Below are 24033 nucleotides of genomic sequence, written 5' to 3' on the forward strand. Positions count from 1 at the left end.
TCAGCCCGCCTTCGCCAGGGCCGCCTGTTCGCGGTCCAGGCGGCGCAGGAACACCTGCATTTCCTTGTGTGCCTGCTGGTCACCCTTGCTGCCGGCCACGCTCAAGCCGCGTTGCCATGCTTCGCGCGCCGCCTGCGGCTGGCCACTGGCCAGCCAGGCTTTGCCCAGCAGCTTCCACGCCGCGGAATACTGCGGATCAAGCACCACGCACCGGCCCAGATGGGTGGCCGCGCGCACCGGGTTGCCCGCATCCAGCCAACCCTTGCCCAGGCCGAAGCGCAGCAGCGCGCCGTCCTTGCCGTTGGCAAGCATGCATTCCAGGGCTTCGATGTTCATCCGCGCACCTCCACCAGCAGTTCGGTGGGGCCGGGCTGGAAGCGGCCACGATGGAACAGCAGCGGCGCGCCGCCGTTCTCGTGCACTTCGATGATGCGGCCAGCCAGCAGCAGATGATCACCCACCGGCCACTGTGCGTGGCGGGTACAGGTGAGGTGGGCGACCGCACCGGCGATGCGTGGTGGGGCATCCTCGTCATCATCCAGCAATGCCAGGCCGTCGAAGCGGTTGCGGACCTGCGGATCGGCAAAGCGCCGGGCCAGCGCTTCCTGGTCGGCCGCCAGCACGCTGATCGCAAAGCGGGTGGCGCGCTGGAAGGTGGACAGGCTCTGCGCATGCAACGCCAGGTTCCACAGCACCAGTGGCGGCTGCAATGACACCGGCACGAACGAATTGATGGTCAGGCCGATGGGTTTGCCCTGCGCATCGCGGGTGCAGACGATGGCCACGCCGGTAGGAAAGTGGCCGAGCAGCCGCCGCAGGGCCCGCGGCGGCATCTCGACCGACGGCACCGGGGCCGGGGCGGGGAAAACCCCCGCCCACGGCCCGGCGTACGGCAGCGTTTCGCCGCTCATGAGGCCCTGGCCTGGCGGTAGCGCCGGCCGACCTCGGCCCAGTTGATGATGTTGAAGAACGCACCGATGTAGTCCGGGCGACGGTTCTGGTAGTGCAGGTAGTAGGCGTGTTCCCAGACATCCAGTGCGAGGATCGGGGTGTTGCCCGACAGGCCTACGGCTGCACCCATCAGCGGGCTGTCCTGGTTGGCGCTGCTTTCCACCTGCAGGCGGCCATCGCGATCGCTGGTCAGCCAGGCCCAGCCGCTGCCGAAGCGGGTCTGCGCCGCCTTGGTGAAGGCCTCCTTGAAAGCATCGAAACCGCCGAGGTCACGGTCGATGACGGCGGCCAGTTCGTCATCGGGCGCACCACCGTTGGTGCTGAGCACGGTCCAGAACAGGCTGTGGTTGGCGTGGCCGCCGCCGTTGTTGCGGATGGCGCCGCGCTGCGCCTCGGGCACGGCATCGAGGTTGGCGATCAGCGCCTCGACCGGCTGCTCGGCGATGCCGGCCTGCTCGATGGCGGCGTTGAGGTTGTTGACGTAGGCCTGGTGGTGCTTGCTGTGGTGGATGTCCATCGTGCGCGCATCGAAATGCGGCTCAAGGGCGTCGTAGGCGTAGGGGAGCGGGGGAAGCGAGTACGACATCGAAGCAATCTCCGTGGGGAAGGCCAGAGGGCTGGCCGTGGGGAGACTGTTATCGCACCTCAACATTGGTTGAGGTCAAGGGGCGGGATTGAGGTGCGTGCGCGTTCATCGCTTTGATTCTTCCTGCAGGACAGCACGAGCGAAATGGTAGTGCCGGCCGCTGGCCGGCATGCCGGCAAGGTCGGGTTGCCGGCCAGCGGCCGGCACTACCAGAACCCGCTTTTCGAACCTCACCGGCGCGCTGAAGTGCTGCCCGCGCTCGCAGGAAACGGTCCGGTGGCGGGGGGGAGGGGCTGGCCGGGACCGTTGGCGCCATGGATGGCGCCATCGAGCCCCCAAGGATGGGATTACGGCGTGTCCCGGCCAGCCCCTTCCCCCGCCACAACCGGTATCAACAAAGGCGCCGGCAGGCGAACCAGCCGCCGGCGTTTTCATCAACTCAACTCAACCAATCCTTGCAGGCGCCATCCACCTGCTCCCCGCACGCCTGCTGCATCCGCTGCTGCAACCGCGCCAGCGTCTCCGCGCCCTGGTGCTTGCCGCTCCACGCCTTCAACTGCCCGGCCAAGCGCTCGAAGCGTTGGCGGGTGCGCTGGTGGTAGCCCGACGGCTGTGCCTCCAGCTCGGCGATCAGCGAGGCGGTCGCCTGCTCGATGCGTGGTGCATCGTCCGGTGCCAGCTTCAGCAGGCCTTCCACATACAGCACGCCCCACTGCACGCGGGTGGCCGGGCCCTGCGCACCGTCGTAGGCACGCTTCAACCACTCCAGCGCACCGGCGGTGTCGCCGCGCTGCTCGGCCAGTTCGGCCAGCTCGGGCATGTAGTAGTACGGCTGTTCGCTGCGCTTCAGTTCCGCCAGCAACAGCGACTCGGCGCCTGCGTCGTCGCCGACCTGGCGTAGTGCGTAGACCGCGCTGCTGATCGTGGCCTGGCGCGCATGCGCATCGGTGGCGGCAGCGTCGGCAGCAGCCACGCGCTGCTTGACCCGATCAACCAGGGCCGCGGGCAATGCGCCCTTCGGCTGCTGCTGGCGGGCCAGCGACACTTCGGTCAACGCACGCGACAATGCGTCGTCGGCGCGGTCGCCGCGCTCGGCGTCTGCCCGCTCCAATGCCACCAGCAGCTGCTGTCCCAGCGTGTTGCTGGTGGCCGGCCCGGCACTGGCCTGCTTGACCAGCTGCACGCCTGCATAGCCCAGCAACTCACGGTTGCGGCGGACTTCGGCGGGCTGCGCCAGCACGGCCTGCAGCAGCTCGCGTACTTCGGTGGGCGAGGCATCGGGCTTTTCGGCCGTTGCCAAGGCCAGCAGGGCGAAGCGGCGCTGCAGGGCAGCGTCGGGTGCGGCCTTGGACAACTGGCGCAGCACATCCTCGCTGCTGCGCTCGCCGGCCAGGCGGTTGGCGTCCACTTCCCAGCCGTAGTCGCCCAGCACCTGCCAGTCTTCTGCGGCCAGTCGGTCCGGCGTTGCCAACGCGGTGGCCAAGGTGGCGGCAACAGCACTGCGGCGGCCTGCGGCGACGGTCAGTGCCCGGGTCAGTTCGGTGGCATCATTGCCGCCGGCCACGCGGGTGATTTCGTTGCGCTTTGGGTCCAGCACGATCAGGGTCGGATAGCCGCGTACGCCGAAGCGCTCACCCCAGGCTTGCGCACCTTCCTCGTCGCCATCCAGGTAGACGGGAACGAATTTGCTGGTCAGCGCGATGAAGGCCGGGTCCTTGAACAGGCCCGCCTTGAGCTGGTTGCACGGTGGGCACCAGACGGCGCCCCAGTACAGCAGCACCGGCTTGCCGCTGTCGGCGGCCTCGGCGAAGGCATCATCGACATCGCCCTGGCGCCAGGCGATTGCCTTGGCCGGCGCGGGCACCTCGGCGGAGTTGGCGATGGAAACCGGGGCCGGGGTGCAGGCGCTCAACGCCGAAGCCAGCAGCAACATAGAAAGCGCGACGCGCATCGGCAGCATCTCGAAGGGCAGGGTGACAGGCCATTGTAGGAACGGCCGGGGAGCCTGCTGATTCAGTTTGCTCATGACGGGCGTGCCGCAGGGCATGACGCACGCCGGGTATTGGCCGGCGGATGCCTTCAGGCCGCTGCCCGCACCATCTGCTGATACACCAGCCCATTGAACTCGCCGACGTCGCCGTCCAGCACGAAGCCATAGCGCAGGTAGGTTGGCACTGCATTGAGTGAGGCGCGCACGGTCAGCACCGGCTCGCGCACCTGCGGGAGCACCGCGTCGAACAAAGCATGGCCGATGCCTTGGCCCTGGTAGCTGGGATCGACGAACAGCATCGCCAGGTGGCGGCCTTCCTTCAGTTCGATCACGCCGACGACGCGGCCGTCCTGCTCGGCCACCAGGATGTGGTTGTCGCCGTGTAGGCGCGCGCCGAACGCTTCGGCCGCGGCGACGCTGCCGAAGGTGGCGATGCCGGCCGCGCTGAGCGAAGGTGCGACCGCCGCAGTGAAGGCAGCCAGGCACACCGTGCTGATCGCGGGCAGGTCATCGACGTGGGCAGGGCGGATCGTCGGCATGCAGTGTTCTTCCGGTGGTGGGCGGCGCGTCATTGTTGCCGCAGGCCTTCACGCTAAGCTGGCGGCATGAGTGATTTCAATCCCGCGTACGCTGCCTTGTTTCCGCAGCAGGGTCTGAGCCTGGGCCTGATGACGCCCGTGGCGTCGCATGGGTTGGCCGATCCGCGTGAGGCGCGACGTATCGCGCGACTGGCCGATGACCTGGGCTTTGCCGCGTTGTGGACGCGCGACGTGCCGCTGATGGTGCCGCAGGGTCCGGACGCGACAACGAGCGCGTTGGACGACCCGTTCCTGTGGCTGGGCATGCTGGCTGCGGCGACCGAGCGCATCGTGGTCGGCAGCGCGGCCATCGTGCTGCCATTGCGCCATCCGCTGCAGGTGGCGAAGTCGGCCTTGAGCCTGGACCGGATCAGCGACGGCCGCTTCGTGCTGGGCCTCGGGTCTGGCGATCGGCCGGAAGAGTTCGCGGCATTCGGCGAATACCTGGAGGGCAGGGCGGCGACGTTCCGTGAGCGCTGGACCTTGTTGCGCGCGGCGTTGTCACCGGAGGCTGAAGAAAGGGTCGCGGTAGTGCAAGCCACCGGTGGCTTCGACGTACTGCCGGCCCCGGCCACGCGCATTCCGATGCTGGTGGTGGGCACTGCGCGGCAGAGCCTGCAGTGGATCGCACGCGAAGCCGAAGGCTGGGCCACCTATCACCGCGAAGAGGCCGCGCAGGAAGGGCGCATCGGCCTGTGGCAACAGGCGCAGGCGCAAGGCGCTGGGCCAGGCAAGCCGTTCGTGCAGTCGATGCTGCTGGATCTGCAGGCCGATCCGCACGCACCGCCCGAGCCGCTGCCACTGGGCCTGAAGGTCGGCCGCGACGGCTTGCGTGACTACCTGCTGCGCGTGCATGCGCAGGGCGTGGGGCACGTGATGTTCAACCTGGTCGACAACGGGAGGCCGATGGACGCGGTGCTGCGCGAAATTGGAGAGCAGGTGCTGCCGGATGTGCTTCGGTAGGTGTCCACCTTGGTGGACACGCCGTGTTGCTGATGACGGTGCGCCCGCCGGGCATGGCCCGGCGCTACCTGCCGCGGCGTGCATCTGCGTATCATTTGCATTTGATATCCCGATGCCGGAGTCCCTTGTGACCCAACGTTCCCCCATGCACCCGACCGGACGCCTGTTCGCAGCGGTCGCTTTCATCGAGGCCGTAACCTGGGCCGGCCTGCTCATCGGCATGTGGATGAAGTATGGCCCCATGACCAACGTGGCGCTGGTGAAGCTGTTCGGGCCCCTGCACGGCGTGGCCTTCCTGGTGTACGTGGCGGTCACGCTGTTTGCGGCGGTGCGCCTGCGCTGGCCGTGGTGGGCCAGTGCCTTGGCCCTGCTGGCGGCCATCCCGCCGTTGGTGACGCTGCCGCTGGAGTGGTGGTTCAAGCGCCGTGGCCTGCTGGGCCTGCGTGCAATGCGCTGAACCCACTGTTGCATGCTCATTCAAGAGAATGGGTATCAAATGCAAATACGAGCCGTTATCATTTGAGGGTGGCATCCGGTCCTGAGTGGGGCGGGTGCCGGGCGGGGCGTGCAGACGCGCCCGGCCAATCCTTTCCTGTTACGGCTGGTGTTTCATGCACGCACGTCCCGTCGTTCCCGGCTTGCCGGCGCTGGTGTTGGCTGCCCTGATCGGCACCATGGCGATGATGTCCTTCGTCGCTGTGATCGGTCCGGTGGTCCGCATGCTCGGGCTGTCCGAGTGGCATGCCGGACTGTCGGTCACCGCCGCGGGCGTGTTGTGGATGCTGGCCGCGCGCCCCTGGGGCCAGCTCAGCGACCGCATCGGCCGCAAACGCGTGCTGATGCTGGCGATGAGCGCCTACACCGTGGTCTATATCGCGCTGGCGGTGTTCATCGATGTCGCCCTGCAGGCAGTGCCGCCGGTGCTGGTGTCAGTGCTGGTGCTGGTCGGTGCGCGTGGCCTGATCGGCCTGTTCTACGCGGCTGTGCCTCCTACCGCAGCGGCGCTGATCGCCGACAGGGCACCCACCGGACAGCGTGCAAAATTCCTCGCCCGCCTGGGCAGTGCCAACGCGCTGGGCATGGTGCTCGGCCCGGCCGCCGCGGGCTGGCTGGCCTATACGAACCTGTCGCTGGCGCTGTACGTGGCCGCGCTGCTTCCGTTGCTGGCACTGGCATTGCTGGCCTGGCGCCTGCCGGCTACACCGCCCGTGGTGGGCGCGTCCGCACAGCGCCGCACGCCGATGAGCCGCCTCGACGCGCGCCTGTGCCTGCCGCAGCTGGCAGCGTTCATCGCCATGGTCTCGGTGACCATCGCGCAGGTCACGGTCGGCTTCTTCGCAATTGATCGCCTGGGTCTGGATGCGGCGACCGGCGCGCGCATGGCCGGCATTGCACTCACCGCCGTTGGCGTCGGCCTGATCCTGGCGCAGGCGCTGGTGATGAAGCTGGAGGTGCATCCACGTCGCTGGATCGTCCTCGGCGCTCTCATTTCCGGCATCGGCTTCACTTCGGTGGCGGGCGTGCAGCAGGCCTGGCAATTGCCTGCGGCGTATGCGCTGGCTGCGTTCGGCATGGGCTTCGTATTCCCCTCGTTCCAGGCGCTGGCCGCCGATGCGGTAGAGGCGCACGAGCAGGGCGCCGCCGCAGGCACCGTGGCGGCCGCGCAAGGGCTGGGCATGGTGGCCGGGCCGATGCTCGGCACGCTGTTGTATCGCGGCGGGCCAAGCCTGCCTTACCTGCTGGTGGGCGCGCTGCTGCTGTTGCTGTGCGCGCTGGCTGCAGCGCATCGGATGAAGGAGACCCCATGAACGATTCCCTGATGCAGGGCGCGTGGCCGGAGGCTGCGCCAGCACCACAGCAGAGCACCGACGACGCGTCGCTGTTCCTGCTGCAGCATGCCGGCCAGCACGTGCACGCCCGCGGTTGCCGCGCCACGTTGCCAGCCGGTGCACTGGCGACGTTGGCAGAACGCGTTTCGGCGTTCTTTGCCCAGCAGCGTGGCGGCCCGGGCCTGCTGGTTGGCGCGGTGCCGTTCGAGCCGCGTGCCGACGATGCGCTGTACCAGCCCGAGCGCCTGCTGCCGGCGCTGGCACTGCAGCCGCAGGCCGCACCGCCGCTGGACGGCGCCCTGCGGGCCGAACCTGTGCCGCAGGACTATGCCGCTGCAGTCGCTGCGGCAGTGCAGGCCTTGCGTGCGCCCGAGCAGAACCTGCACAAGGTGGTGCTGGCGCGCAGCCTGCTGGCACGCACCCGCCAGGCGCTTTCTCCGGACGTGCTGCTGGCACGCCTGGGCGCGGATCCGTCGGTGGCGACCTACGCGGTGCCGCTTCCGGTGGAGCTGGGCCAGGCGCCGGCCTGGCTGGTGGGCGCGACGCCGGAACTGCTGCTGCGCAAGCGAGGCGCCGAACTGTTGTCGCATCCGCTGGCCGGTTCCGCGCGGCGCAGTGCCGATGCCGCCGAGGACGAGCATGCGGCGCAGGCGCTGCTGGCCTCGACCAAGGACCACGACGAGCACCGCCACGTGGTCGAAGCCATCGTCGAAGGCCTGGCACCGTACTGCAGCCACATCGATGCACAGCCGCGCCCGGTGCTGCATGCCACCGCCAGCATGTGGCACCTCGGCACCCGCATCCACGCCACGCTGAAGGATCCGCAGACGTCAGCCGCCGAACTGCTGGCGCAGCTGCACCCTACGCCGGCGGTCTGCGGTACGCCGCGGTTGGCGGCGCTGCAGCGCATCCGCGAGCTGGAACCGGTGCCGCGTGGCTTCTATGCCGGCGCCGTGGGTTGGTTGGACGCGCAGGGTGACGGCGACTGGTACGTGGCGATCCGCTGCGCGCGCCTGCAGGGCACGCAGCTGCGCCTGTATGCCGGTGCCGGCATCGTCGCCGAGTCACACCCCGAGGCCGAGGTGGCCGAAACCGCAGCGAAGTTCGCTGCCCTGTTGAACGCGCTGGGTGTCCATGAATCCGCGCCCGCCATCGAGCCTGCCGCATGAGTACCTCCACTGACGCTTCCCGCCTGCCGCTGCAGCAGGTGTGGCCCGACACGCTGGTGGCGCGCTATCGCGAAGCCGGTCACTGGCGTGGCGAGACCTTCCCGGGTTTCCTGCGCGAGCGTGCAGAACGCTATGCCGATGACATCGCGGTGGTCGCCGGCGACGTCCGCCTGAGCTATGCACAGCTGTGGCACGAGGCCGGGCGGATCGGCGCCGGCCTGTTGGCGCTGGGCCTGCAGCCAGGGGGGCGGGTGCTGGTGCAGCTGGGCAACACGGCAGGCTTCATCGCCACGGTCTGCGGCCTGTTCCGTGCCGGGCTGGTGCCGGTGTATGCGTTGCCGGCGCACCGCATCACCGAGCTGGTGCACTTCGCCAACAAGGCCGAAGCCAGTGCCTACATCACCAGCGCACTGCACGATGGCTTCGATCATCGCGGGTTGGCAAGGGCGCTGCAGGCCGAAGTGCCGGCGGTTCGCCATGTGGTGATCGACGGCGATGCGGCGGAGTTCATCGCGCTGGAGGCACTGCAGGGCGATCGCAGCCAGCTGCCGTCCGATCCGGACCCGCAGTCGGTGGCGTTCCTGCAGATTTCCGGAGGCAGCACTGGGCTGTCCAAGCTGATTCCACGCACGCACGACGACTACATCTATTCGTTCCGTGCCAGCAATCAAATCTGCGGCATCGACCGCGACAGCGTCTATCTGGTCGCGCTGCCGGCCGCGCACAATTTCCCGATGAGCTCGCCCGGTTTCTTCGGCGCGTTGTACGCCGGCGCCCGCGTGGTGCTCAGCCCGGGCCCCGGCCCGGATGCGGCCTTCCCGCTGATCGCACGGGAGCGGGTGACCTGCTGTGGGCTGGTGCCGCCGCTGGCGTTGCTGTGGGCGCAGGCCGCCGCCACCAGCAGGCATGACCTGTCCAGCCTGCGGGTACTGCAGGTGGGCGGCGCCAAACTGGTGCCGGAAGCCGCACGACGGGTGATCGACGGCCTTGGCTGCACGCTGCAGCAGGTGTTCGGCATGGCCGAAGGCCTGGTCAACTACACACGGCTGGATGACCCGGAGGAACTGATCGTCGCCTGCCAGGGCCGGCCGATCAGTCCGGATGATGAAGTGCGCGTGGTCGATGACCATGACCAGCCGGTGGCCGAAGGCGAGGTAGGGCATCTGCTCACCCGTGGCCCGTACACCATCCGCGGCTACCACAACGATGCGGTGGCCAATGCGCGCTCGTTCACCGACGACGGCTTCTATCGTACCGGCGACCGTGTGCAGCAGCTGCCCGGTGGCTACCTGGTGGTACAGGGGCGTGCGGGTGACCACATCAACCGGGCGGGCGAGAAGATCTCTGCCGAAGAGATCGAAGATCATCTGCTGGCGCACCCCGGCGTATTTGACGCCGCCGTGGTCTCCATTCCCGATGAGTATCTGGGCGAGCGCAGCTGTGCGTTCGTGATCGCGCAGGGCGAGCCGCTCAAGGCCCCGGCACTGAAGGCCTGGATGCGCGGGCGCGGCCTGGCGGCGTTCAAGGTGCCCGACCAGGTCGTGTTCGTCGACAGTTTCGATACCACCGCGGTCGGCAAGATCAGCCGCCGCGAACTGCGCGCGCAGCTGCGTGCGCGTCATCTGCAACAGACAGGAGGAACGCGCTGATGGCGCTGCCCCGTATCACCGATTACCCCTTGCCGACTGCCGCTGAACTGCCGCAGGCGCGTGGCCCCTGGCGCCCCCGGCGCGATCGTGTCGCGCTGCTGGTGCACGACATGCAGCGTTACTTCCTGGCCGCATTCGACGCCGGCAAGGCGCCGCTGCGGCCGGCCGTGGACAACATCGCACGCCTGCTGGCGCATTGCCGCGCGCACGGCATTCCGGTGTTCTACACCGCTCAGCATGGCGACCAGGACCGCCGTGACCGTGGCCTTCAGGCTGACCTGTGGGGGCCGGGCATGCGCCGCAGCGCCGATCACGAACCCATCATCGAAGCACTGGCACCGCAGCCAGGGGAGCACGTGCTGGTGAAGCACCGCTACAGCGCGTTCCAGCGCAGCAACCTTGAAACGCTGATGCGGGTGCGCGGCCGTGACCAGCTGCTGGTGACGGGCGTGTACGCCCATATCGGCTGCACCGCGACCGTGGTCGAGGCCTTCCAGCGTGACATCGAGGCCTTCATCGCCGCCGATGCGGTGGCGGACTTCTCGCGTGCCGATCACGATCAGGCGCTGCACTGGATCGCGCGCACCTGTGGTGTGCCGATGACCACCGATCAGCTGCTGGAGGTGCTGTGATGGCTGCCATGGGTGAGGCGCTGGATCTGGAGCGGATGCGCGCCGACGTAGCGCGCGTGCTGGAGTGCACGCCGGCCGAGATCGGTGACGACGACAACCTGATCGACCTGGACCTGGATTCAATGCGCATGCTCGGCCTGGTCCTGGCCTGGGGCAACACCGGCCTTCCGCTCGAGTTCTCGCAGTTGGCCGAGCACACCACGCTGCGCCAGTGGTGGGGTGTGGTGCAGCAACTGCAGGCCGCGCAGAACGCATGAACGCCGCAGCGCTGGCCACGCCGGTGGCGTTGACCGAGGCCCAGGCCGGGCTGTGGTTCGCACAGCGGCTGGCACCGGACAATCCGTCATTCAATACCGCGCACGCGGTATGGATCGACGGCCCGCTGGACGTGGCCGCGTTCGTCGCAGCCGCAGACCAGGCTGCCTGCGAGGCCGAGGCCTTCGCATTGCGCTTTGCCGAAGGTGCCGATGGCCAGCCGCTGCAGTGGCATGACACGGCACACGTGCCGTTGCTTTCGGTGCGCGATGTTTCTACCGAGGCGGATCCCGCCGCTGCGGCACGCAACCTGATGCACGCCGACCGGCTGAGCCCGGTCGATCCCACCCGGGACCGGATCAGCCAGCAGGTGCTGCTTGAACTGGGCGGGCAGCGTTGGGTCTGGTACCTGCGCGTGCATCACCTGGCGGCCGATGGTTACGGCATGGCGCTGTTCACTGATCGCGTGTGCGCGTTGTATGCCGGTCGTACGGGTGAGCCTCTGCCGGGGCTGGCGGGGGTGCTGGCCGACGATGCTGCTTATCGTGCCGACCCGCGCCGCACGCAGGCCGGGCAATGGTGGCGCGAGCACATGCAGGGTGCACCGGCGGGCATGGGCCTGGCCGGTACGCTCGCGGCCAGTGACGACGCGCTGCGCTGGGTGCAGCCGCTCGATGCGGCATTCCGTGAGCAGTTGCTGCAGGCATCGGTACGTTGGTTGCAGCCCTGGCCAGACGTGCTGGCCGCGTTGTCGGCCGAGTACCTGCGGCGGATGAGCGCGGCCGATGAAGTGGTGCTGGGCGTGCCCTACATGGGCCGGCTCGGCAACGCGTCGGCACGGGTACCGGCGATGGTGATGAATGTGTTGCCGCTGCGCGTGGCCGCCGGCGAGGGCAGCGTCGAATCCTTTACCCGCAGCCTGGGCCGGCAGCTCAGCCAAGGGCGCAAGCACGGCCGTTACCGAGGCGAGCAACTGCGCCGGGATCTGGGCCTGGTGGGCGCGCAGCAGCGCCTGCACGGTCCCATGGTGAATGTGCAGCCGTTCTACAAGCCGCTGGCGCTGACGGGCGTGCAGGCGACGCTGGAGGTGCTCTGCACCGGGCCGGTGGATGACCTGACGCTGGGCTTCCGTGGCGATGGCCAGCGTCTGCTGGATCTGGAGATCGAGGCCAATCCCGCGCTGTACAGTCGCGAGGATGTCGAGGCACACGCGGCACGGTTGCTGCATTTCGTGTCGGCGGCACTGCAGGCTGACGATATCGCAGCCGTGCCTCTGGCAACGCCCGAGGAGGCGCAGCAGGTGCTGCAGGAATTCAATGCCACCGCGCACGCGCTTCCTGAGACCACACTGGTTGAACTGCTGCAGCAGGGCATGGATCGGGACCCGCACGCGCCTGCGCTGGTGTTCGGCGACACTACGCTGGACTACGTAGCGCTGGAAGCGCGCAGTTTCGCGCTGGCGGCACAGCTGCGGGCGATGGATGTCGGCCCGGGCAGCGTGGTGGCGGTGGCATTGCCGCGCTCGCTGGAGCTGGTGACCGCGCTGGTCGCGGTGCTGCGCGCAGGCGCGGCCTACCTGCCGTTGGACCTTGCTCATCCGGACGAGCGCCTGGCGCGTATTCTCGCCTCGGCACAGCCGGTGTGCGTACTGGCTGCGGCGGACGTATCGGCGCGCGTGGCCGGCGTACCGGTGCTCGCGCCGGAGCAGTGGACTGCGCTGAGTTTTGCCGCACCGTGGGCCGATCCGGCACCTGACGATGCGGCCTACGTGATCTATACCTCCGGCTCGACCGGCGAGCCCAAGGGCGTGGTCATCGAACACCGTGCCATCGTCAACCGCCTGCTGTGGATGCGCGAGCACTACGACATCCGCGCCGATGACCGCGTGCTGCAGAAGACCCCGGCCACCTTCGACGTCTCGGTCTGGGAGTTCTTCCTGCCGCTGCTGTGCGGGGCCACGCTGGTGGTCGCCGGGCCGGACGCGCATCGCGATCCCACTGAACTGGCGCGGCTGATCCGCGAGCATGGCATCACCACGGCGCATTTCGTGCCATCGATGTTGGATGCCTTCCTCGCTGCACCGGCCTCCGAAGGGCTGCAGCTGCGACGGGTGTTCACCAGTGGCGAGGCGCTGGATGCTTCGTCCCGCGACCGCTTCCACGCGCGTGTGCACGCCGAGCTGCACAACCTGTATGGCCCGACCGAAGCTGCGGTGGACGTCAGCTACTGGCCGGCGTCGGCGCAGGATCGTTCGCGGCCGGTGCCGATCGGGTTCCCGGTCTGGAACACCCGCCTGTACGTGCTGGACGCGCGGATGCAGCCGGTGCCGGTCGGTGTGGCCGGTGACCTTTATCTGGGCGGTGTGCAGCTGGCGCGCGGCTATCTCGGTCGCGAGGACCTGACCGCCGAGCGCTTCCTCGCCGATCCGTTCCTGCCTGGCGAACGCATCTATCGCACCGGCGACGTGGCGCGCTGGCGCGCCGATGGCGCGGTCGAGTACCTGGGCCGCAGCGACCATCAGGTGAAACTGCGCGGCCTGCGCATCGAGCTGGGCGAGATCGAGGCGGCACTGCGCGAGCTGCCTGGCATGGAGCGCGTGGAAGTACTGCTGCGCCAGGACGCGCCCGGCGATGCCCGGCTGGTGGCCTATGTGCCAAGCGCGCTTGCCGACCCCGTCATGCTGCGCAGCCACCTGGCCACGCGCGTGCCGGATTACATGGTGCCTTCGGCGTTTGTCGGCGTGGACTACTGGCCGGTGACCGCCAACGGCAAGCTCGACCGCAACGCATTGCCGAAGCCACCGCAACTTGAAGTTGCCGGCTTGGCGCCGCGCACGCCGTTGGAAGAGGAGCTGGCGTTGCTGTTCGCACAGGCGCTTGGGCGTGAGGCGCCGGTGGTGGTGGATGCGGACTTCTTCAGTCTCGGCGGTGACTCGCTGTCGGCGGTGCACCTGCTGCTGGCCATCGAGCAGCGCTGGCGCTGTGATCTGGGTCTGGGTGCCTTGTTTGCCCAGCCCACCGTGGCCGCGCTGGCAGTTCGCATTGCCGAGCCGCCCGCGCTGGCCGATCACGCACTGGGGCCGGTAATCGCGCTGGCCGCGACCGAAGCGGCCGGGTCCACGCCGCTGTTCGTGCTGCACCCGGCCGGTGGCATCGCCTGGAACTACCGCACCCTGGCCCGGGCACTGCAACCAGCCCGCCCGGTGTATGGCCTGCAGTCGCCGGCACTGGACGCGCGGCTGCCACTGCCGAGCAGCATCGAGGCGATGGCCAACGATTACGTACAGCGCGTGGTCGCACTACAGCCGAAGGGGCCGGTGCATCTGCTGGGCTGGTCGGTGGGCGGCATCCTGGCCCAGGCGATGGCGGTGCGGCTGCATGAGATCGGCCGCGACGTCGGAGAGCTGGTGCTGCTGGACGCCTATCCCAGCGAGTGCTGGCGGGCCGAGCCGGAACCCGATGCCATCGCTGCATTGCGGGCACTGCTGGCGATTGCCGGTCATGACCCGGATGCGCATCCGGAACTGGACAGCCGGGAACGCATTCTCGCGTTCCTGCGACGTGGTGGCAGTGCACTCGGCAGCTTGCCGGATGTGGTGCTCGATGGCGTGGTGCGCGCCGTGACCGGCACCAATCGACTGATCCGTGAACATATCCACCGGCCGTTCGATGGCACGCTGGTGCATGTGCGTGCGGGCCGGGATCACCAGGCGCGGCCACAGTTGCAGTCGGCGTTGTGGCGGGCACACGCGCGCAGGGTGCAGTCGTTGGAACTGCCGTTTCTGCATGCAGAACTGACCGGCCGCGATGCGGTGGCGCAGCTGGCGCCGTGGTTGTCGGCGCGGTTGCGCCAATGGGACGAGCAGCAGGAGATTGCAACATGCAGTTGACCGGTTTTGAAGGCCGCGTGGCGTTGGTGACCGGTGCTGCCGGCGGCATCGGCAAGGCACTGGTACGGTTTCTGGCCGTGGCCGGTTGCACCGTGGTGGCGACCGATCGCGACGCGCCGCGCGTGTCAGATACCCGGGTGACGTCGTTTGCACTCGATGTAACCGACAGCGCCGCGGTGGACGCCCTGGTGGACCAGGTCGAGTCCAGCATCGGACCGATCATGTTGGCCGCCAGCGTGGCCGGCGTACTACATGTGGGCGGTGTCACCGAGACGGGCGACGACGACTGGCGCCGTGTATTCGCGGTCAATGCCGATGGCGTGTTCCATGTCGGTCGTGCGCTGGCGCGGGTGATGTCACCGCGCCGGCAGGGCGCAATCGTTACCGTCAGCTCGAATGCGGCTGGCGTGCCGCGGCACGGCATGGCGGCGTATGCCGCGTCCAAGGCCGCCGCCACGATGTTCACCCGCTGCCTCGGGCTGGAGCTGGCGCCGTTGGGCATCCGCTGCAACATCGTCGCCCCGGGGTCCACGCTGACCCCGATGCAGACCGGCATGTGGCAGGACGAGCACGGCGCCGAACGGGTGATCGTCGGCAGCCTTGAGACCTACAAGGCCGGCATTCCACTGCGCAAACTCGCTACGCCGGAAGACATCGCGCAGTCGGTGATGTTCCTGCTCTCCGAGCAGGCCGGGCACGTAGCGATGAGCGACCTGTACGTGGACGGTGGCGCCACCCTGCGCGGCTGAGCCCCGACGGCCGCGGGCCGGCAGTGGTAGTGCCGGCCGCTGGCCGGCAACCCACAGCCCCGGTAGTGCCGGCCGCTGGCCGGCAACCTCATTCACCTTCAGACATCTCCCAACCACTGTCGAGCCATGGCCCGACAGCCAACGCGCAGTGATCGACCCACCATGGGGCATGAGCAGCCATCGCCTTCGCCTGGGCCGTCACTCGATCATCGGCCAGGTCTACGTTCTGACAACCACGACACACCAGCGCAGCCGGCTCCTTGAAAGCGAAGCTGCAGCAGCATGTGTAATCGACCAGTTCCACTACATCGAACAGCGCGGGCTCGTACGGTCACACGCATGGGTCGTCATGCCGGATCACGTCCACTGGATGTTCGAGCTACGTGCAGCTGACCTTCCCGACATCGCGCGCCGGATGAAATCGTCAAGCGCCCTTTCCCTGAATCGCCTGGCGGGCCGTCGATGTACGGTGTGGCAGCCCGGCTACTTCGATCATGCAGTGAGGACCGAAGAGTCGCTGGCGCGGCAGGCGCTGTACATCCTGGGGAATCCGGTACGCGCCGGTCTTGCTGGGCAGATTGGCGAGTATCCGTATGCGTGGTCGGCCTGGGGGTGATGCCGGCCAGCGGCCGACACTACCACAGCGCAGATCCCGTTCCGGTGCACAGAGCATCCGTAAGGGTAGTGCCGGCCGCTGGCCGGCAACCGCAGGAACCCGCGAGGAGATGCGTAGCTGCCGGCCAGCGGCCGGCGCTGCCATTCAGTGTTCAGCGCGGCCATTCGCTGTTCAGCGGCGCTTGCGCGCGCTTTGGGCGTGGTCGGCCTGGATGTGATGCCGGCCAGCGGCCGGCACTACCAATCAATGTTCGGCACGGCCATTCGTTGTTCAGCGCCGCGTGCGCGCTTCGGCCGTGGTCAGCCTGGATGTGATGCCGGCCAGCGGCCGGCACTACCACAGCAGAACCGAAGCGCCGCGCAGATTTCGTTTCGGCGCGCAGATCACCCGCGATGGTAGTGCCGGCCGCTGGCCAGCAACGACATGACCCGCGCGGAGGTGCGTAGCTGCCGGCCAGCGGCCGGCACTACCAATCAATGGTCAGCGCGGCTTGCGTGTCCGTTTCGGCTTTGCGGTCTCACCGCCGCTGGCGGCGCCATCCTGCAGCGCCTGCAGCCAGGACAAGGTGTCCACATAGTCGATGAAGTGGCGCAGGTAGCCGGGGCTGGTGGCCTGCATCGTGTCCAGCATGCGCTGCACCAGCACCGCCGAGTTCAGCGGGCCGCCGTCAGCCGGGGCCTCGGCGCGCAGCGAGCGGCGCACCTGCAGTTCGCTGCGCAGCTCCGACCATTCGCGCTGCACCTGTTGCAGCATCGGCACCTGCGGGTAGTGCGGCAGCGAGCGCGACCCCGCATCGAGGTCACGCACCAATGCGCGCAGGCCCTCCAGCGCTGGCGGCTTACTTGGCATCCGGGCCCTTGGGCTTGGGAATCGGCGCGATCTCCACGCGACGGTTGCGTGCGCGGCCTTCCTCATTGGCATTTGAACTGACCGGCTGCTCGCTGCCGAACGCGGCGGCGAACACGGCGTCGGCCGGTACGCCATCGGCGATCAGGGTGCGGGTCACGGTCAGCGAGCGCTGCGCGGACAGCTCCCAGTTGTCGGCAAAGCGGCGGTTGCCTTCGCGCACGGGCGCATCGTCGGTGAAGCCGCTGACCATCAGGATCTCCTCGCGGCTGCCCAGGTAGGCGGCCAGCGGTGCCGCCAGGCTGCGCAGCAGCTCCTGGCCTTCCGGCTGCAATTGGTCGGAATTCAGTGCGAACAGCACGCTGCCGCTGATGCCGATGCGGCCGTCGACCAGCGTCACGCGACCGGCAGCCAGCGGGCCAGCCAGTGCCTGTTCGAGCGTCTGCAGGCGCTTGGCTTCGGCCTGGCGCTGCTTCACTTCCTGGTCCAGCCGCTGCGACAGTTCCAGCTGCACGGCAACTACGCCGACCAGGATCAGCACGAATGCACCCAGCAGCACCGACATCAGGTCGCCAAAGGCGGCCCAGATCGGGGCGTGCGATCCGCCATCGACCTCCAGTTCGTCGCTCATGCGCTGCCGGCCTTGCCGCGGCGCGTGGCCAGCTGCTGCAGTTCTTCCATCACTTGCTTCTGCGACAGCAGGCTGAGGTCGACCACCTCGCGCGCCTGCGCCACGTAGTAAGCCAGCTGCTCATCGCTGCGGGCCAGTGAGGCATCCAGTGCGCCGCCAATCTGTTCCAGGCGGCCGGAAAGCGCGGTGGCGGCACTGCCGAACTGCGCGACTGCTTCACCAAAGGTGCTGGCCAACTGGCCCACTTCACCAGCGCTGCCGTGGAGCGCTGCGGCGATGCCGTCCAGCTTCCCGGTCTCGGCGGCGATATGGTCGGTAAAGCGATTGCCAACGCGCTCCAGCAGCTCGGCCGATCCGCCAACCAGCGCGTCCACCGCGGTGCGCTGTTCGTGCGAGGCATGGTTGATCGCATCGAGCAGGGTCTGCACGGTGGCCAGCAGGCGACCGCGTTCTTCCAGCATTGCGTTGTCACGCACCAGGCTTTCAGAGAGCGTGCTGCGCAGTTCGTTGATGACGTCGGCAGCAGCTTTCGGTGCCGCCGCCGCGGTCTGCAGCAGGGTGGACACTTCAGCCAGCGTGGCGCTGGCCTGCGCGCGACCGTTCTCGCCGATCTGCTGCGCGGTCGCCGCTAGCGTGTCGCAGACCTGTTGCTGCTGCGCAGCCAGGCGCTCGCCATTGGCCTGCAGGCGCTCGGCCAGCTCGGTGGAAACGTGCTGCAGGGCATCGCTCCAGCGCTGCAGGCGCTGTTCGTCACCGGCCTGCAGCTGCGCCTGCAGGGTGGCGTGGGCCTGCTGCAGTTCGGCGCTGACCGCGTCCCAGCGCGCCTGGCGCTGCTGCTCGCGAGTGTCCAGGCTGGCCTGCAGTTCGGCGTGTGCGGTTGCGGCGGCAGCCTGGGCGGCCTGCCACTGCTGCGAGCGCTGCGCTTCATGATCCTGCAGCAGTGACTGGTTGGCGCTGTGCTGCTGTTCCAGTGCCTGCAGCAGCGCCTGCGCACGCGCATCCAGATGTTCGCTGGCGGCGATCAACGCCTGCTGCTGGCGCTCGGCAAGCGCGCTGTTGAGGGCCTGCTGCTGCTCGGCGGCGGCACGCAAGGCGTCTGCATTGCTCTGTGCATCGGCCTGCAGGCGCTCGCCGATACGCGCGACGAGTGCTTCGGCGTGCGTGCCCTGGCCATCGCTGAAGGCCTGCAGGTGCTGGCGCAGATCACTCACCAGCGCCTGCTGCGCCTGGGTCTGTTCACTCACCACCTTGGCCCAGCTGGCTTCGGTGGCGACCCGGCTGCGTTCGAAACCATCGCTCAGGCCCGCCAGCTGCTGTTGCACGGCCCGTTCAACACGGGCATGCAACGCTTCGCCATGGTGAGCCAGACCGGCCAGGGTGGTTTCAGCCATCGGCTGCAGCGCGCCACCGATGGCCGCGGCACTGGCTTCGGCACCTTCGCGCAGCGACTGCTGCAGCGACAGGGCCAGGCGTTCCTGCAGGGCCTGGCTCTGGGTCAGGAACTCGGCTTGGCCGGCCAGCAGGCGCTCATTGGCGGCCGCACTGTGCTGTTCAAAGGTGCTGGTCATCGCCTGCAGGCGGTCGACCAGCGCCGGCAGCGCTGCGGACTGTGCCTGCAGCAGGCGCAGCGATTCGGCGCGCTGCCAGGCCTGCGAATACGGGTGCAGGTCGCCGGCAATGGCGCGGTCCAGCTGCTGCACGGCCAGCAGGCGGTCACGACGCAGCAGCGCCGCCAGCAGGCCGAGCATGGCCGAGCTGGCCACGCCCGCGATCGAGGTACCGAAGGCCACCGCCAGGCCCTGCACCGGCGAGGCCAGCGAGCCGCGGATGGCGGCCATGTCGGTGGCGCTTTGCAGGGCCAGGCCGGTGCCACGCAGCGTGTCCATCATGCCCAGCAGGGTACCGAGCATGCCCAGCAGCACCAGCAGGCCGACCAGGTACGGGGTCAGCACCGGTGCGGGCAGGGCGGTGCGCTCGCCTTCCACGCGCAGGCGCACGGCGTTGCGCAGGCCTACCGGCACGCGCTCCAGCCATGGGGCGAGGCTTTCCTTCGCGCTGGACAGGTCATTCAGTGCGGCGCGCAGGCCGTTGCTGGCCTGGCGGTAGCGGTACAGCTCCACGCCACCGGCGATGTAGCAGGCCGCGATGATCGCCGCCACCGCTGCACCCAGCGGATGCACCGAAACATAGCCAATGCCGATCCAGCACACGGCCAGCAGGCCGACAAGGAAAACAACGACATGGAAAGCAGTTCTGGACATGGTGTTCCGGTCAGTGGGAGCGCAGGGCGTCTTGCAGCCCTTCGATCGGGTGGAAGCGCAGCTGCAGCTCGGCGAGCAGCAGGGTGCGCATGTCATGGCGGAAGGCCGCGCGCCAGCCGGGCTGGCCGTGCACGCGGTCGAAACGGGCGCCGAGCACTGCCGGCGCCGTGGCCAGCAGGCTGTGCTCGCGCGGGGTGAGGGTCTGTTCCATCACTGCATCGACCTCGGCCAGCCGCGCCAGCTCCGGCGAGACCTGTACCAGCTGGTCGCGCAGGCGGCCGCGCAGGCGCCCGGTGGCGGTCTGGATGGCCTGCTGCAACACCCGGTAGCGCTGGCGCAGCGAGGCGAAGTTGGGTGCGGCAGCGGCCTCGGCCAGGTCCAGCAGGCGCTCGGCCTCGGCGTCCTCACTGATCGAGGCGCGCAGGCTGGCGTGCGCCTGGGCGCAGTCGGCCAGCACATCCTCGACCGCTTCGACGGCTTCACCGGGCTCGGGCAGGCGTCCTCCGAGCGCCCCGGACAGGGCCACGGCACGGCTCCAGTCCACCCACTGGCCGAGGCGATCGGTCAGGGCGGGACTGCTGGCCGGCATCGCGCCGTCGCTGAGACGGGCGAGCAGGCGGAGGAACTCCGGTCCACCCAGGACCGGCTGCGCTGCGTTCGCCATCAAGGGGTGAGGGGCCAAAAACCGTTGATTTTACAACCAGATGACCCCGGCTGGATGAAGGCGGGGCCTGGGGGGCGGTACCCGCAGGCGCGACAAGGCTTAGAATGTCCGGCTGCATCCACCCGTTCGATCCTTGGAGTACCCCCATGACTGTTGCGCAGTTCTACCCGATCGGCACCCCCGGACAGCCCTGGGGCGACGCGGAACGCGCACAGTGGCGGGCCCGCCAGCAGCGCCAGCGCAGCTACCATGATGACGTGGTGGCTGCCCTTGAGCGCCTGGACGACAGCGTTTTCGACGTGATCCAGTACGGCCAGCTGGACTATGCGCCGGACCATTACCCGCTGTTCGCCGTGGTCAACCACGACTGGAACCCGGCGCTGCCGACCGCGCTGATCACCGGTGGCGTGCATGGCTACGAGACCAGCGGCGTGCACGGTGCCCTGCAGTTCCTGGAGCAGCAGGCGGAGCGTTACCTGGGCCGGCTGAACCTGATCGTCGCGCCCTGCGTCAGCCCGTGGGGCTACGAGCGCATCCAGCGCTGGAACCCGGATGCGATCGACCCGAACCGCAGCTTCCGTGACGGCGGCCAGATCGAGGAAGCCGCCGCGCTGATGCGCTGGGTGGCCGAGCGCAAGCCGAACCTGCTGGTGCATCTGGACCTGCACGAGACCACCGACAGCGACCTGAACGAGTTCGATCCGGCGCGCTGCGCCCGCGACGGCAAGCCGTTCGAGCGCGACACCATTCCCGATGGCTTCTACGTGATCGGCAACAGTGAAGATCCGCAGGCCGAGTTCCAGAAGGCACTGATCGCCGCAGTGGCGCCCATCACCCACATCGCCCCGGCCGACGCCGAAGGCAATCTGGTCGGCCTGCCGTTGCAGTCGCCGGGCGTGGTCTGGGGCGAATCCCGTTCGATCGGCGCCTGCGCTGGCTTCACCGATGCTCGCTTTGCCACCACCACCGAGGTCTACCCGGACAGCCCGCGCACCAATCCGCAGGAATGCAACGACGCCCAGGTGGCGGCGGTGTGTGCGGGCCTGGATTTCGCCCTGGCCAACTAAGATCCGGCAGCGCCGCCCTCACCACATCGGGCCGGGGGGCGCGCCCTTGCGCCAGCAGACCAGCACAAGCGCGACTACGATTGTCCAAGTGTAGATCTGGAAGGCAACAGGGTTGCGAAAGGGTGAGAACAGGAACGGACCGCCGAGCAGAAGCGCAAAGGCGATCGCATAGACCACCCAGCCCTGCCACGCGCAGGGCAGTCCCCAGCCCCATCCGTGACTGCGCGCTGTAAACCAGTACTTTCTGTCGGCCATATCCTTTGCCCTGTTGCCAGTAGACCGGTGCCGGAAATGCGCCAAGCGGCCGATCAGGAGCAGCACTCTGCCGGGACCTTAGCAGCGCCCGCCAGGTGCATCAAGATGATCAACGTCATCAAGGTGATAACCCCCCGCGCCCAGCGGTGCCGCGAACCCATCCGAAGGCGACGCCTCGCCAGCAGCCCAGAGCATCGCGTCGCCGCAGCTGCGGACTTCTGACGAGGCTCAGCCTGGCCCAGCAACGCCGGGTCCTCGCTGGCAGCGCGGCAACAGGCGCGCTGACAACCGCGGGCCCGGTAGTCCTCTGGGCCGTCCCTGTGCGGCAACCGGCGAACACATCCAGATCGCGCTGGTATACCGTGCTGCTGACCCCGAACAGGCCCAGCAACGAGTGGAAGACGTTGTCATGGCTGTACGCGCGGTGCAGCGCATTCCCACGCATGCAGGCCAGGTCCAGGCCTGCGTTGCGGCTGAATTCCGCTGAGAACCACATCACCATCGGCACCTGGGTCTGCTCGCGCGGGGCGATGAAGTAGGGCGTGCCGTGCAGGTACATCCCGCGTTCGCCCAGCGACTCGCCATGGTCGGACACATAGATCAGTGCGACATCACGCTGGTCCGCATAGCCCTGCAGCAGGTCGATGGCCTTGCCCAGCAGGTGGTCGGTGTGGACCAGAGTGTTGTCGTAGGTGTTGACCAGCGCCTCGTTGCTGCAATGCTGGATCTGATTGCTGTCGCAGGTCGGGCTGAAAGCCCGCGACGCTGCGGGATACCGTTCAAAGTAGGTCGGCCCATGACTGCCGAGCTGATGCAGCACGATCAGGGCGTCGCCGTTGATGGCATCGATGCGTGCGCCCAACTGGTGCAGCAGCACGTCGTCGTAGCAGGTGCCGTCGGCGTTGACGCACTGGCCGGCCACCTTCAGCGCAGGCATGTCCTCGGTCGGTACGCGTTCGCACACGCCCTTGCAGCCGCCGTTGTTGTTGTTGCGCCAGAGCACGCTGATGCCGGTGCGCTGCAGGATGTCGAGCACGTTCTCCTCGGTTGCGGCGCGCACGTCGTCGTACTGGCCTCGGGTCATCTGCGAGAACATGCACGGCACCGAGATGGCCGTGGCGGTCCCGCATGAGGAGACATCATTGAAGCTGATGACGCCTTCCTTGCGCGAGAGCCGGGGATTGGTCGCGCGTGGGTAGCCGTTGAGCTGGAAGTTCTGTGATCGCGCGGTCTCGCCGACGACCAGGATCACCAGCTTCGGGCGCGGGCCCGGCGCGCGCTGTGCGTCCATGCCAATCGCGCGCAGCGGTTGCTGGCGGGTGCTGTAGAGACCTTTCAGATAACCGTGGGTATGCCGCACCACGTTCAACGGCAGCACCTGGTCGCGGATGTGGCGGTTGTTGCGCAGCAGTGAGGAATAGTCCTTGTAGAACGCGAAGCCGATTGCCAGCAGTACCAGCAATGACGCCAGAACGCTGACTGGCCACACCAGCAGCGAACGTATCGAACCGGCCCCGCTGGTGGTGCGCACCAGGGCCAGCCCGGCAGCGGGCAGCACGCCCAGCGCCAGCAGGGTCAACAGCAGTGGCAGCGACAGATAGGCGTTCAGTTCGGCCTGGTTGGTCTCGAACACGTTCTGCACCATGCTGCGATCGATCAGCACGTTGTAGTGCAGCATGAAGTAGCTGCAGGCGGCGCTGACGACAACGAGCAGCACCAGCAGCGGCCTGCGCAGGAACGGCAGTGCCAGCAGTGGCGTCAGCATCAGGTTGAACAGGCAGAAAAGCACCAGCGGCAGGCTGGCCAGGAACAGCACGCTGCGCAGGCTGTTGAGGTCGATCAGCCCCCACAGCGTCTTCCAGAGGGCGATGTTTCCAATCGTGGTGAAGAAAAACGCTGCGGCCCAGACCAGGATGATCGGATGGGGCCGTGGAAAACGGAGGCATTGGCGCACGAGCAGGTTCCGCGGAACAGGAGTGCGCGCAGTATCGAAACGGCTTTATCAGGAAGTTGTCAGCCTTGCCGGGCTAGCCCAGCAGGATCACGCCCCACACTGCGCCGACCATCAACAACGCGGTGGTCTGCGCGGCGCTGCCCATGTCCTTGGCGTTCTTGGACAGCGGATGCTGCTCCAGCGAAATGCGATCAACCACGGCTTCGATCGCCGAGTTGAGCAGTTCCACCACCAGGCTGATGAAGCAGACCGCCAACACCAATGCGCGCTCGACCGCGCTGATGTCCAGTACGAACGCTGCAGTGATCAACAGCGCGTGCAGGAGCAGCAGCTGGCGAAAAGCAGCCTCGCCACGAAAGGTAGCGATGAATCCGTCTCGCGAATGGATCAGGGTGTGGAAGATGCGGCCCAGGCCGGTCTTGCCATGCGGGTACTTGCCGCTGTCCTTGGGGTGCTGCATGCCGTTTCCGCCGTGAAGTGAGCAATCCCCAGCATGTGC

23 protein-coding genes are annotated in these 24033 nt (G+C 68.0%); 11 read left to right on the top strand and 12 right to left on the bottom strand.

Annotated elements, in window-relative coordinates; all coding sequences use genetic code 11:
- From AC5P9W_RS12855 to AC5P9W_RS12875, 5 genes are all read right to left on the bottom strand, one after another.
- Positions 1–336: a tetratricopeptide repeat protein gene (locus tag AC5P9W_RS12855; protein WP_021204259.1), complete on the bottom strand. Its 336-nt coding sequence runs from the start codon at positions 334–336 to the stop codon at positions 1–3.
- Positions 333–911 (bottom strand): flavin reductase family protein, encoded by a 579-nt coding sequence (locus tag AC5P9W_RS12860; protein WP_021204258.1) that lies wholly within the window; start codon positions 909–911, stop codon positions 333–335. The genes AC5P9W_RS12855 and AC5P9W_RS12860 overlap by 4 nt, the downstream gene beginning before the upstream one ends.
- Positions 908–1537, bottom strand: a complete 630-nt coding sequence (locus AC5P9W_RS12865) for a superoxide dismutase (RefSeq protein WP_206621420.1) — start codon at positions 1535–1537, stop codon at positions 908–910. The genes AC5P9W_RS12860 and AC5P9W_RS12865 overlap by 4 nt, the downstream gene beginning before the upstream one ends.
- A 439-nt stretch (positions 1538–1976) precedes the next feature.
- Complete coding sequence (locus AC5P9W_RS12870; protein ID WP_111098082.1) at positions 1977–3497, bottom strand: thioredoxin family protein; 1521 nt, start codon at positions 3495–3497, stop codon at positions 1977–1979.
- A 119-nt stretch (positions 3498–3616) separates the two neighbouring features.
- A complete protein-coding gene (locus AC5P9W_RS12875) occupies positions 3617–4066 on the bottom strand; it encodes a GNAT family N-acetyltransferase (protein WP_111098083.1) in 450 nt (149 codons plus the stop codon).
- Between the two features lie 66 nt (positions 4067–4132).
- On the opposite strand from AC5P9W_RS12875, the gene AC5P9W_RS12880 reads away from it, so the two are divergent.
- The 10 genes from AC5P9W_RS12880 (at position 4133) to AC5P9W_RS12925 (ending at position 15856) form a co-directional block, all read left to right on the top strand.
- On the top strand, positions 4133–5068 hold the full coding sequence (locus tag AC5P9W_RS12880; protein WP_111102409.1) for a TIGR03571 family LLM class oxidoreductase: 936 nt from the start codon (positions 4133–4135) through the stop codon (positions 5066–5068).
- 145 nt (positions 5069–5213) lie between these two features.
- On the top strand, positions 5214–5525 hold the full coding sequence (locus tag AC5P9W_RS12885) for a DUF3817 domain-containing protein (protein ID WP_010485221.1): 312 nt from the start codon (positions 5214–5216) through the stop codon (positions 5523–5525).
- A 154-nt stretch (positions 5526–5679) separates the two neighbouring features.
- The gene (locus tag AC5P9W_RS12890) at positions 5680–6876 is read left to right on the top strand and encodes an MFS transporter (RefSeq protein ID WP_021204252.1); all 1197 of its coding nucleotides are present in this window, start codon (positions 5680–5682) and stop codon (positions 6874–6876) included.
- Positions 6873–8066 carry an isochorismate synthase gene (locus AC5P9W_RS12895; RefSeq protein ID WP_207049992.1) on the top strand — a complete coding sequence of 398 codons (1194 nt, stop codon included), beginning with the start codon at positions 6873–6875 and terminating at the stop codon, positions 8064–8066. The genes AC5P9W_RS12890 and AC5P9W_RS12895 overlap by 4 nt, the downstream gene beginning before the upstream one ends.
- Entirely contained in the window at positions 8063–9715 is a 1653-nt protein-coding gene (locus AC5P9W_RS12900; protein ID WP_495219293.1) for a (2,3-dihydroxybenzoyl)adenylate synthase, read from the top strand. The genes AC5P9W_RS12895 and AC5P9W_RS12900 overlap by 4 nt, the downstream gene beginning before the upstream one ends.
- Positions 9715–10347: an isochorismatase family protein gene (locus tag AC5P9W_RS12905; RefSeq protein WP_021204249.1), complete on the top strand. Its 633-nt coding sequence runs from the start codon at positions 9715–9717 to the stop codon at positions 10345–10347. The genes AC5P9W_RS12900 and AC5P9W_RS12905 overlap by 1 nt, the downstream gene beginning before the upstream one ends.
- Positions 10347–10604 carry a phosphopantetheine-binding protein gene (locus AC5P9W_RS12910; protein ID WP_019659922.1) on the top strand — a complete coding sequence of 86 codons (258 nt, stop codon included), beginning with the start codon at positions 10347–10349 and terminating at the stop codon, positions 10602–10604. Before AC5P9W_RS12905 ends, AC5P9W_RS12910 begins: the two co-directional genes overlap by 1 nt.
- Positions 10601–14491: an enterobactin synthase subunit F gene (locus tag AC5P9W_RS12915; RefSeq protein WP_206621425.1), complete on the top strand. Its 3891-nt coding sequence runs from the start codon at positions 10601–10603 to the stop codon at positions 14489–14491. Before AC5P9W_RS12910 ends, AC5P9W_RS12915 begins: the two co-directional genes overlap by 4 nt.
- Positions 14482–15240 (top strand): 2,3-dihydro-2,3-dihydroxybenzoate dehydrogenase, encoded by a 759-nt coding sequence (locus AC5P9W_RS12920; protein ID WP_206621426.1) that lies wholly within the window; start codon positions 14482–14484, stop codon positions 15238–15240. The genes AC5P9W_RS12915 and AC5P9W_RS12920 overlap by 10 nt, the downstream gene beginning before the upstream one ends.
- A gap of 169 nt (positions 15241–15409) precedes the next feature.
- On the top strand, positions 15410–15856 hold the full coding sequence (locus AC5P9W_RS12925; protein ID WP_111102401.1) for an REP-associated tyrosine transposase: 447 nt from the start codon (positions 15410–15412) through the stop codon (positions 15854–15856).
- A 480-nt stretch (positions 15857–16336) separates the two neighbouring features.
- On the opposite strand, the gene AC5P9W_RS12930 is transcribed toward AC5P9W_RS12925, so the two are convergent.
- The 4 genes from AC5P9W_RS12930 to AC5P9W_RS12945 are packed head-to-tail and all read right to left on the bottom strand — an operon-like array spanning position 16337 to position 20258.
- Positions 16337–16705: a DUF2894 domain-containing protein gene (locus AC5P9W_RS12930; protein ID WP_111102400.1), complete on the bottom strand. Its 369-nt coding sequence runs from the start codon at positions 16703–16705 to the stop codon at positions 16337–16339.
- On the bottom strand, positions 16695–17333 hold the full coding sequence (locus AC5P9W_RS12935) for an OmpA family protein (RefSeq protein ID WP_019659917.1): 639 nt from the start codon (positions 17331–17333) through the stop codon (positions 16695–16697). The genes AC5P9W_RS12930 and AC5P9W_RS12935 overlap by 11 nt, the downstream gene beginning before the upstream one ends.
- On the bottom strand, positions 17330–19594 hold the full coding sequence (locus AC5P9W_RS12940; RefSeq protein ID WP_478434084.1) for a DUF802 domain-containing protein: 2265 nt from the start codon (positions 19592–19594) through the stop codon (positions 17330–17332). The genes AC5P9W_RS12935 and AC5P9W_RS12940 overlap by 4 nt, the downstream gene beginning before the upstream one ends.
- Positions 19595–19604: 10 nt before the next feature.
- Entirely contained in the window at positions 19605–20258 is a 654-nt protein-coding gene (locus AC5P9W_RS12945) for a DUF3348 family protein (RefSeq protein ID WP_134732382.1), read from the bottom strand.
- Between the two features lie 146 nt (positions 20259–20404).
- Between AC5P9W_RS12945 and AC5P9W_RS12950 the strand changes: the two genes are divergently transcribed.
- Positions 20405–21325, top strand: coding sequence for a M14 family metallopeptidase (locus AC5P9W_RS12950; protein WP_021204241.1), 921 nt, complete (start codon positions 20405–20407; stop codon positions 21323–21325).
- Positions 21326–21343: 18 nt separating this feature from the next.
- On the opposite strand, the gene AC5P9W_RS12955 is transcribed toward AC5P9W_RS12950, so the two are convergent.
- The 3 genes from AC5P9W_RS12955 to AC5P9W_RS12965 all read right to left on the bottom strand — a co-directional run bounded on the left by AC5P9W_RS12955 (position 21344) and on the right by AC5P9W_RS12965 (position 23994).
- On the bottom strand, positions 21344–21646 hold the full coding sequence (locus tag AC5P9W_RS12955; protein WP_227853028.1) for a hypothetical protein: 303 nt from the start codon (positions 21644–21646) through the stop codon (positions 21344–21346).
- Positions 21647–21698: 52 nt separating this feature from the next.
- Positions 21699–23534, bottom strand: coding sequence for a phosphoethanolamine transferase EptA (eptA, locus tag AC5P9W_RS12960; RefSeq protein WP_478434083.1), 1836 nt, complete (start codon positions 23532–23534; stop codon positions 21699–21701).
- A gap of 73 nt (positions 23535–23607) precedes the next feature.
- Entirely contained in the window at positions 23608–23994 is a 387-nt protein-coding gene (locus AC5P9W_RS12965; RefSeq protein ID WP_139727218.1) for a diacylglycerol kinase, read from the bottom strand.
- Positions 23995–24033: the final 39 nt, after the last annotated feature.

It is taken from the genome of Stenotrophomonas sp. YJH_SMC_33 (assembly GCF_059372295.1).